This window comes from Microterricola pindariensis, from assembly GCF_002936985.1.
Lineage (GTDB): Bacteria > Actinomycetota > Actinomycetes > Actinomycetales > Microbacteriaceae > Microterricola > Microterricola pindariensis.
This window is the reverse complement of sequence record NZ_MPZN01000106.1, coordinates 1-7,389: the sequence shown is the minus strand read 5'-3', so window position 1 is coordinate 7,389 and position 7,389 is coordinate 1. Positions and strand designations below refer to the sequence as shown.

Here is a 7,389-nt window from a genome sequence, read left to right as displayed (position 1 = left end):
GCACGGCGCGGTGCCGCGGCTCCGGGGCGGCGCTCATGCGGCTCCCTTGGGCGCGCGCGGCTTCTTCGGCGGCGGCGTCGGCAGGGCGTCCGCCGTGGCCTGGACGGCCTCCTGCAGCCAGTCCCGGTCCTCCAGCGCCTCGCCGGGCACGCGGCGGTAGAGCTTCGCCCCCGGGTAGGGCGGGGCCGGCTCGGTGCGCGCGAAGAGCTCGGCCGCGGCGCCCGACGGCTTGATGAACAGCGTGTCGTCGCAGATCAGGCCGACGATCTTCTCGTCGCAGTAGATGCCGTACTCGCCGAACATGGCGGCCGTGCGAATCGCGAGCGGGCCGAGCTGGTCTTCGATGAACTGGACGGTCCCCGGGCTAGTCGACATCGTGGAAGCTCTCTGCCAGCCGGGCCACGTAGGGGTGGCTCGGGTCGTCGAACACCTCGTCGATGGTGCCGAGCCCCACCAGCACGCCCTGCTGCAGCACCGCGATGCGGTCGGCGACCGCGCGCAGGACGGCGACGTCGTGGCTGATGACGAGCGCGGTGAATGCGCGGTCCCGCTGCAGCTCGGCGAAGAGTTCGCTGATGGCCGCGCGCACCGTGACGTCGACGCCGGCGGTCGGCTCGTCGGCGATGAGCAGGGTCGGCTCGAGGATGAGGGCGCGGGCCAGGGCGACGCGCTGCCGCTGGCCGCTGCTCAGCTCGTAGGGGAACTTGCTCAGGATGCTGAGCGGCAGGCGCACGGCGTCGATCATGGTGACGACCATGCCCTCGAGCTCGCGCCGGTCGAAGTGCTTCTCGCGCCGCAGGACCGGCTCGGCGACCAGCTCGGCCACGGTCGAGCCGGAGTCCAGGGTGCTGCCGGCATCCTGTGCCAGGAACCCGACGTTGAAGCTCAGCTTGGCGGCCTTGCGCCGGCTCAGGCCGCGCAGCGACACCCCGAAGAGCAGGGCGTCGCCGCCGGTGATGACGGGGCGCAGCTCGGGCCCCGGATCAACGAAGGCCGCGGAGAGCACGCGGGCGACGGTGCTCTTGCCGGAGCCGCTCTCGCCGAGGAGCCCCAGCACCTCGCCGGGGGCCACCCGCAGGCTCAGCCCGCGCACGGCCACGTGCGCGGGGCTCGCGCCGTGCGGCGGGTACTCGATCGTGAGATCGCTCGTCGCGATCGGGTACCCATGCGCCACAGTGCCTGCCATGTCTCCTAGTCTGCCCCACGCAGACGGGCCAGCGCCTCACGGCGCTCGGCCTGCTCCCTCGGGTCCGGCACAGGCAGCGAGGCCAGCAGGCGCTGGGTGTACGGATGCCGGGGCGCCCCGAGCACCTCCAGGCCGGTGCCCTCCTCGACCAGCTTGCCCTTGTACAGCACGGCGATCCGGTCGGCGACGAGGTCGACGACGGCCAGGTCGTGGCTGATGAACAGGGCGGCGAAGCCGAACTCCCTCTGCAGCTCGGCGAACAGCTCGAGCACCCGCGCCTGCACCGAGACGTCGAGCGCCGAGGTGGGCTCATCGGCGATGAGCAGCGACGGCTTCAGCGCGAGCGCACGGGCGAGGCTGGCGCGCTGGCGCTGGCCGCCGGAGAGCTCGTGCGGGTAGCGGTCCCCGTAGGCGCTCGGCAGCTGCACCGCCTCCAGCAGCTCGTTCACGCGCGCCCGGGCATCCGCCGCCGAGGAGGCGTAGTGGTGGATGATGAGCGGCTCCGCCACGCAGTCGGCGATCGTGAGCAGCGGGTTGAAGCTCGACGCCGGGTCTTGGAAGACGAAGCCGATCTCGCTGCGCACCGGCTTGAAGTGGCGCTCCTTCATGCCGCGCATCTCGTGCCCGAGCACGGAGAGCGAGCCGCCGGTGACCCGGGTGAGGCCGGCGATGGCCCGCCCGATCGTGGTCTTGCCCGAGCCGCTCTCCCCCACGAGGCCGAGCACCTCGCCGGCGCGGATCTCCAGGTCGACGCCGTCGACGGCGACGAAGGCGGGCCGGCCGAGCCGGCCGGGGTAGGAGATGTGCAGCCCCTCGGCGAGCACGACCGGCTTCTGCTCCGCCCAGTCCAGCGCGCGCCCCTCCGCCCGGCTGGCGGCGTGCACGGTGCCCTGCCCGACGTGCGGCACGGCGGCGAGGAGGCGCTTGGTGTACTCGTCCTGCGGGTTGCTGAACAGGGTGATCGCGTCGGCCTCCTCGACGACCTTGCCCTCGTACATGACGGCGACCCGGTCGGCGAGGTCGGCGACGACGCCCATGTTGTGGGTGATCAGCACGATGGCGGTGCCGAACTCGTCGCGGCAGCGGCGCAGCAGGTCGAGGATCTCGGCCTGCACCGTCACGTCGAGGGCGGTCGTCGGCTCGTCGGCGACGATCAGCCCGGGGTCGAGCACGAGGGCCATGGCGATCACGACCCGCTGCTTCTGGCCGCCGGAGAACTGGTGCGGGTAGTAGTCGACCCGGCTGGCGGGGTCGGGGATGCCGACCCGGCCGAGGATGTCGATGGCCTTCGCCCTGGCCTGCCGCTTGCTGTAGGTGCCGTGCGCGCGCAGCCCCTCCGCGATCTGCCAGCCGACCGTGTACACGGGGTTCAGGGCCGTGGACGGCTCCTGGAACACCATGGCGACATCGCGGCCGCGCACCGCGCGCAGCTGCCGCTTGTCCAGGGTGATGACGTTGCTCTCGCCGCTGCCGTCGCGCGTGCCGAGGTAGACGGCGCCGTCGGCGGTCGCCGTCTCCGGCAGCAGGCCGAGGATCGTCTTCGCCGTGACGGTCTTGCCGCTGCCGGACTCCCCCACGATGGCCAGCACCTCGCCGCGGGCGACGGAGAGGCTGACGCCGTCGACGGCGGTGACGTCGCCGGCATCCGTGGCGAAGGTCACGGCCAGGTTCTCGATGCTCACCACGGTGTCGCTCATGCCTGGGCCTCCCGTCCCTCGTCGCCGAGCATGGCGGTGGGCTCCAGGCCGCCCAGCCCTCCGGGGCCGGCCGTGAGCGCGCCGCCGGGCACGACGGAGATCTCTGCGACCGTTCCCGGCGCCTGCTCGGAGGCGCGCCGGCCGCGCAGGCGCGGGTCGGCGAGGTCGTTGAGGCTCTCGCCGACGAGCGTGATGCCGAGCACGACGAGCACGATGGCCAGGCCGGGGAACAGGGCCGTCCACCAGATGCCGCTCGTCACGTCGGAGAGCGACTTGTTGAGGTCGTAGCCCCACTCCGCGGCGGAGGTGGGCTCGATGCCGAAGCCGAGGAAGCCGAGCCCGGCCAGGGTGAGGATCGCCTCGGAGGCGTTCAGGGTGAAGATCAGCGGCAGCGTGCGGGTCGCGTTCCGCAGCACGTGGCGGAACATGACGCGGGCGTTGGAGGCGCCGAGCACCTTGGCCGACTCGACGTAGGCCTCCGCCTTGATCCGCACCGTCTCGGCCCGGATGACGCGGAAGTACTGCGGGATGAAGACGACCGTGATCGAGATCGCCGCGGCGAGCACGCCGCCGATCAGGTTGGACTCGCCGCCGGAGATCACGATCGACATGACGATCGCCAGCAGCAGGGACGGGAAGGCGTAGATGGCGTCGCAGACCACGACGAGGATCCGGTCGAGGGTGCCGCCGAAGTAGCCGGAGACGAGGCCGAGCAGCACACCGGCGAAGATCGACAGCAGCACGGCGACGACGATGACGAAGATCGCCGTCTGGGCGCCCCAGATCACCCGGGAGAGCACGTCGTAGCCCCCGACGGTGGTGCCGAGCGGGTGGGCGGATGACGGCGGCTGCTGTGCCCCGAACGCAACGCCGTCTGCGCGCAGCTGGCCGAAGCCGTACGGTGCGAGCAGCGGCGCGAGCAGCGCGGTCAGCAGGAAGACGCCGGTGATGACGAGGCCGGTGACGAGCATGCCGCGCTGCAGCCCGACGCTCTGGCGGAGTTGGTGGATGACCGGCAGCCGGCCCCAGAATTCGCGCATCTCAGTACCTCACTCGCGGGTCGATCAGCGCGGCGATGACGTCGACAATGAAGTTGGTGATCGCGACGATCACCGCCAGCAGCACGACGATGCCCTGCACCGCGACGAAGTCGCGGGCCTGCAGGAACTGGGTGAGCATGAAGCCGAGGCCCTTCCACTCGAAAGTCTTCTCGGTGAGCACCGCACCGCCGAGAAGCAGCGCGATCTGCAGCCCGATGACGGTGATGATGGGGATGAGCGCCGGGCGGTAGGCGTGCTTGCGCACCAGGCGCAGCTCGCTGACCCCGCGGGAGCGCGCCGCGTCGACGTACTCGGTGGAGAGCGTTCCGATCACGTTGGTGCGCACCAGTCGCAGGAAGATCCCGGCGGTGAGCAGGCCGAGCGCGAGGCCGGGCAGCACGGCGTGCGCAAGCACGTCGCCGAGCACGGCCGGGTCGCCGGTCATGATGGCGTCGATCGTGTAGAAGCCGGTCTTGTTGGGCAGCAGCTGCATCTGCAGCTCGGCGCCGGTGGAGGCGCGGCCGGCGACGGGCAGCCAGCCCAGCCAGACGGAGAACACCAGCTTGAGCATCAGCCCGGCGAAGAACACCGGGGTGGCGTACCAGAGGATCGCGGTCACGCGGAAGGTGGCATCCGGGGCCTTGTCGCGGAAGTAGGCCGCGATCATGCCGAGCGGGATGCCGACGACGAAGGCCACCAACAGGGCGTAGAAGGCGAGCTCGGCGGTGGCGGCGCCGTAGGTGGTGAGGATGTCGATGACGGGCCGACCGCTGCTGATCGTCGTGCCGAAGTCGCCGGTGAACACCTGGCCGAGGTATTCGAGGTACTGCACGATGAGCGGCCGGTCGTAGCCGGCCTCGTGGATGCGCTCGGCGAGCTGCGCCGGGCCGAGCTTGCCGCCGAGCGATGCCGTGATCGGGTCGCCCGTGCTGCGCATCAGCACGAAGACCGTCGTGACGAGGATGAAGATGGTCGGGAAGATAAGCAGGAACCTGACGACCAGATAGCTGCCGAGGCTGCCGTGGCCGCGATCTGCCTTGGGCGCTGGGCGCGCCGCGGGTGGGGGCCCTGACTCTGCCGGTGGGTGAAGCGTTGCCTGACTCATGCCTGCCTAACGTTCGGGATGACCACGGAGGCGACTCGAATGCGAGTCGCCTCCGTGGCTGGCCGGAAATGTGCTCCGGGCGGGCGCTTAGCCCTTCGCGAACGCTGCGTAGCGGAACTTGAAGGACGGGTCGAGGGCATCCTCGGCACCGGTGATGTCGGTTCCGACCACGGCCACCTGGGAGCCCTGCAGGATCGGCAGCGTCGACAGGTCGGCCGCCACCTTCTGCTGGATCTCCTCGATCAGCGCGGTGCGCGCCGCCGGGTCGGTCGTCACGGCCTGCTCGAGGATCATGTCGTTGACCTCGGGGTTGTCGTAGTGGTTGGACAGGAAGTTCTCCGTGAGGAAGAACGGCGTCAGGTAGTTGTCGGCGTCGGAGTAGTCCGGGAACCAGCCCAGCTGGTAGGCCGGGAACAGGTCGGCGACACGGTCCTTGGAGTACTGCACCCACTCGGTCGACTGGATGTTGACGGTGAACAGGCCGCTCGACTCCAGCTGGTCCTTGATCAGGGCGTACGCGTCACCCCAAGACGGGCCGTAGCGCTCGGAGACGTACTGCAGGTTCAGCTCGACCGGGGTGGTCACGCCGGCTGTGGTCAGCGTGGCCGCGGCCTTGTCGGCATCCGGTGCGCCGTTGCCGTCGCCGTAGAGCGACTTGAGCGGCTCGATGGCGCCGGTCAGGCCGGTCGGCACGTAGGAGTACAGCGGCGTGTAGGTGTCCTTGAAGACCTGGGTTGCGATCTCCTGGCGGTCGACGAGGTCGGCCATGGCCTGGCGCACGGCGAGGGCCTTGGCCGGGTCGGCCTCCGCTGTCGTCGCGCCGTACGGCTGCGTGTTGAAGTTGAACACGACGTAGGAGATCTCGCCGCCGGGGCCGTCGACGACCTTGACGGTGTCCTTGCTGCGCAGGTCCTCGATGTCGGTGGCGGAGAGGCTGCGGAACGCCACGTCGATGTCGCCCTCCTGCACCGAGAGTTTGAGGTTGGAGGCGTCCGTGAAGTACTTGACGTTGACCACGTCGGTCTTCGGTGCCCCCAGCAGGCCCTGGTAGTCGGGGTAGGCCTTGTAGGAGATGAGGTTGTTGAAGTCGTAGGACGTGATCACGTACTGGCCGGCGAAGGCGTTGCCCGCGACGATCTCGTCGTCGGTGGTGAGCGCGTCCGCCGAGAAGACATCCTCGTCGACGATCGGCCCGGCTGGGCTGGAGAGGATCTGCGGGAAGATCTGGTCGTTGGCGAGCTTCAGGTTGAAGACCACCGTGGTGTCGTCGACCGCGTCGGTGCTGTCCAGGTTGTAGAGCAGCGAGGCCGGCCCGTTGGCGTCGTTGATGGCCAGCTGCCGGTCAAAGGTGAACTTCACATCGGAGGCGGTGAGGTCGTTGCCGTTGGCGAACTTGAGGCCCGGCTTCAGCTTGACCGTGTACTCGGTCGGGGCGGTGAACTCCGCGGACTCGGCGATGTCCGGCTCCACGTCCGGGCTGCCGTACGGGGTGTTCAGCAGGAACGGGTACACCTGGTTCATCACGGCGAAGGAGCCGTTGTCGTAGGAGCCGGCCGGGTCGAGCTTGGTGACCTGCTCGGTGGTGCCGATCGTGATCGTGCCACCGGCGGCGTTGTCGGTGTTGCCACCGCTCCCCCCGCCGCCCGAGCAGCCCACCAGAATCAATGCGGTCACCGATCCCACTGCTGCGGCGGCGAGAACCCGCTTGCCCTTCGTGGATGCGCTTGTCATGTGCCTCTCCCTCTTCCTGGTGCGGAATGAACTGCACCGAGGAGTGAACGAACCTCACGATGCAGCGTGCTGCACAAGATTTAGCACAGGAACACACCCGGGCGGCAGGGGCATGGCAATTCTTTACCGAGCCGAAACCATCGGCGCACGGAGCCGCTGGCCCCGCGCAACATTCGGGCGGAATCCGCCCGTGACCGCAACTATTCGGCGCGGAGGGCGTTGCGCTCGGCGTCGATGGCCATGAGCGCGCGCTGCAGGGTCACCGAGGTGTCCCGGTCGGCCGGGTCGTTGCGCTGCAGCCGGCCGAGGAGCTCGGCCTTGTGCCGCAACAGGTCGCGGTCGATCAGCGCGATGACGATGCCGCGCACGTACACGGTGAGCTCGCGCTCGCTGCGCTCCGGGATCGGCGCGACGAGCAGCTGCTGGGCCAGCGGCACGACGCCCTCCGGCAACTCGCTGAGCACGGCTCCCGCCCATGCCGCGGTGTCCAGGGGCTGGTCGGCGTCGAAGTTCACCAGGGCGGCGGCCATGGCGTTGCAGACGATCGCGAGCGACGGGTTGCTCATGCTGCTCTGGGTGGCGCGGCTGAGCAGCGGGCGGCCGGCCAGCTCGGGGTGCTGCAGCATGGCC

At 69.9% G+C, this 7,389-nt stretch carries 6 protein-coding genes and 1 pseudogene; all 7 read right to left on the bottom strand.

Features of this window, described 5'->3' with window-relative positions; translation table 11 throughout:
- Window positions 1-33: 33 nt before the first annotated feature.
- Window positions 34-375, bottom strand: a complete 342-nt coding sequence (locus GY24_RS16875; protein ID WP_104477746.1) for a TfoX/Sxy family protein — start codon at window positions 373-375, stop codon at window positions 34-36.
- Entirely contained in the window at window positions 365-1,186 is an 822-nt protein-coding gene (locus GY24_RS16870; RefSeq protein WP_083364155.1) for an ATP-binding cassette domain-containing protein, read from the bottom strand. The genes GY24_RS16875 and GY24_RS16870 overlap by 11 nt, the downstream gene beginning before the upstream one ends.
- 5 nt (window positions 1,187-1,191) lie before the next feature.
- Window positions 1,192-2,883, bottom strand: coding sequence for an ABC transporter ATP-binding protein (locus GY24_RS16865; RefSeq protein ID WP_104477744.1), 1,692 nt, complete (start codon window positions 2,881-2,883; stop codon window positions 1,192-1,194).
- The gene (locus GY24_RS16860; RefSeq protein WP_104477742.1) at window positions 2,880-3,923 is read right to left on the bottom strand and encodes an ABC transporter permease; all 1,044 of its coding nucleotides are present in this window, start codon (window positions 3,921-3,923) and stop codon (window positions 2,880-2,882) included. The genes GY24_RS16865 and GY24_RS16860 overlap by 4 nt, the downstream gene beginning before the upstream one ends.
- 1 nt (window position 3,924) lies before the next feature.
- A complete protein-coding gene (locus GY24_RS16855; RefSeq protein ID WP_083364158.1) occupies window positions 3,925-5,028 on the bottom strand; it encodes an ABC transporter permease in 1,104 nt (367 codons plus the stop codon).
- Between the two features lie 87 nt (window positions 5,029-5,115).
- Window positions 5,116-6,759 (bottom strand): ABC transporter substrate-binding protein, encoded by a 1,644-nt coding sequence (locus tag GY24_RS16850; protein ID WP_104477740.1) that lies wholly within the window; start codon window positions 6,757-6,759, stop codon window positions 5,116-5,118.
- 200 nt (window positions 6,760-6,959) lie between these two features.
- Window positions 6,960-7,389: pseudogene (locus GY24_RS16845) on the bottom strand (DNA primase); the annotation flags it as partial.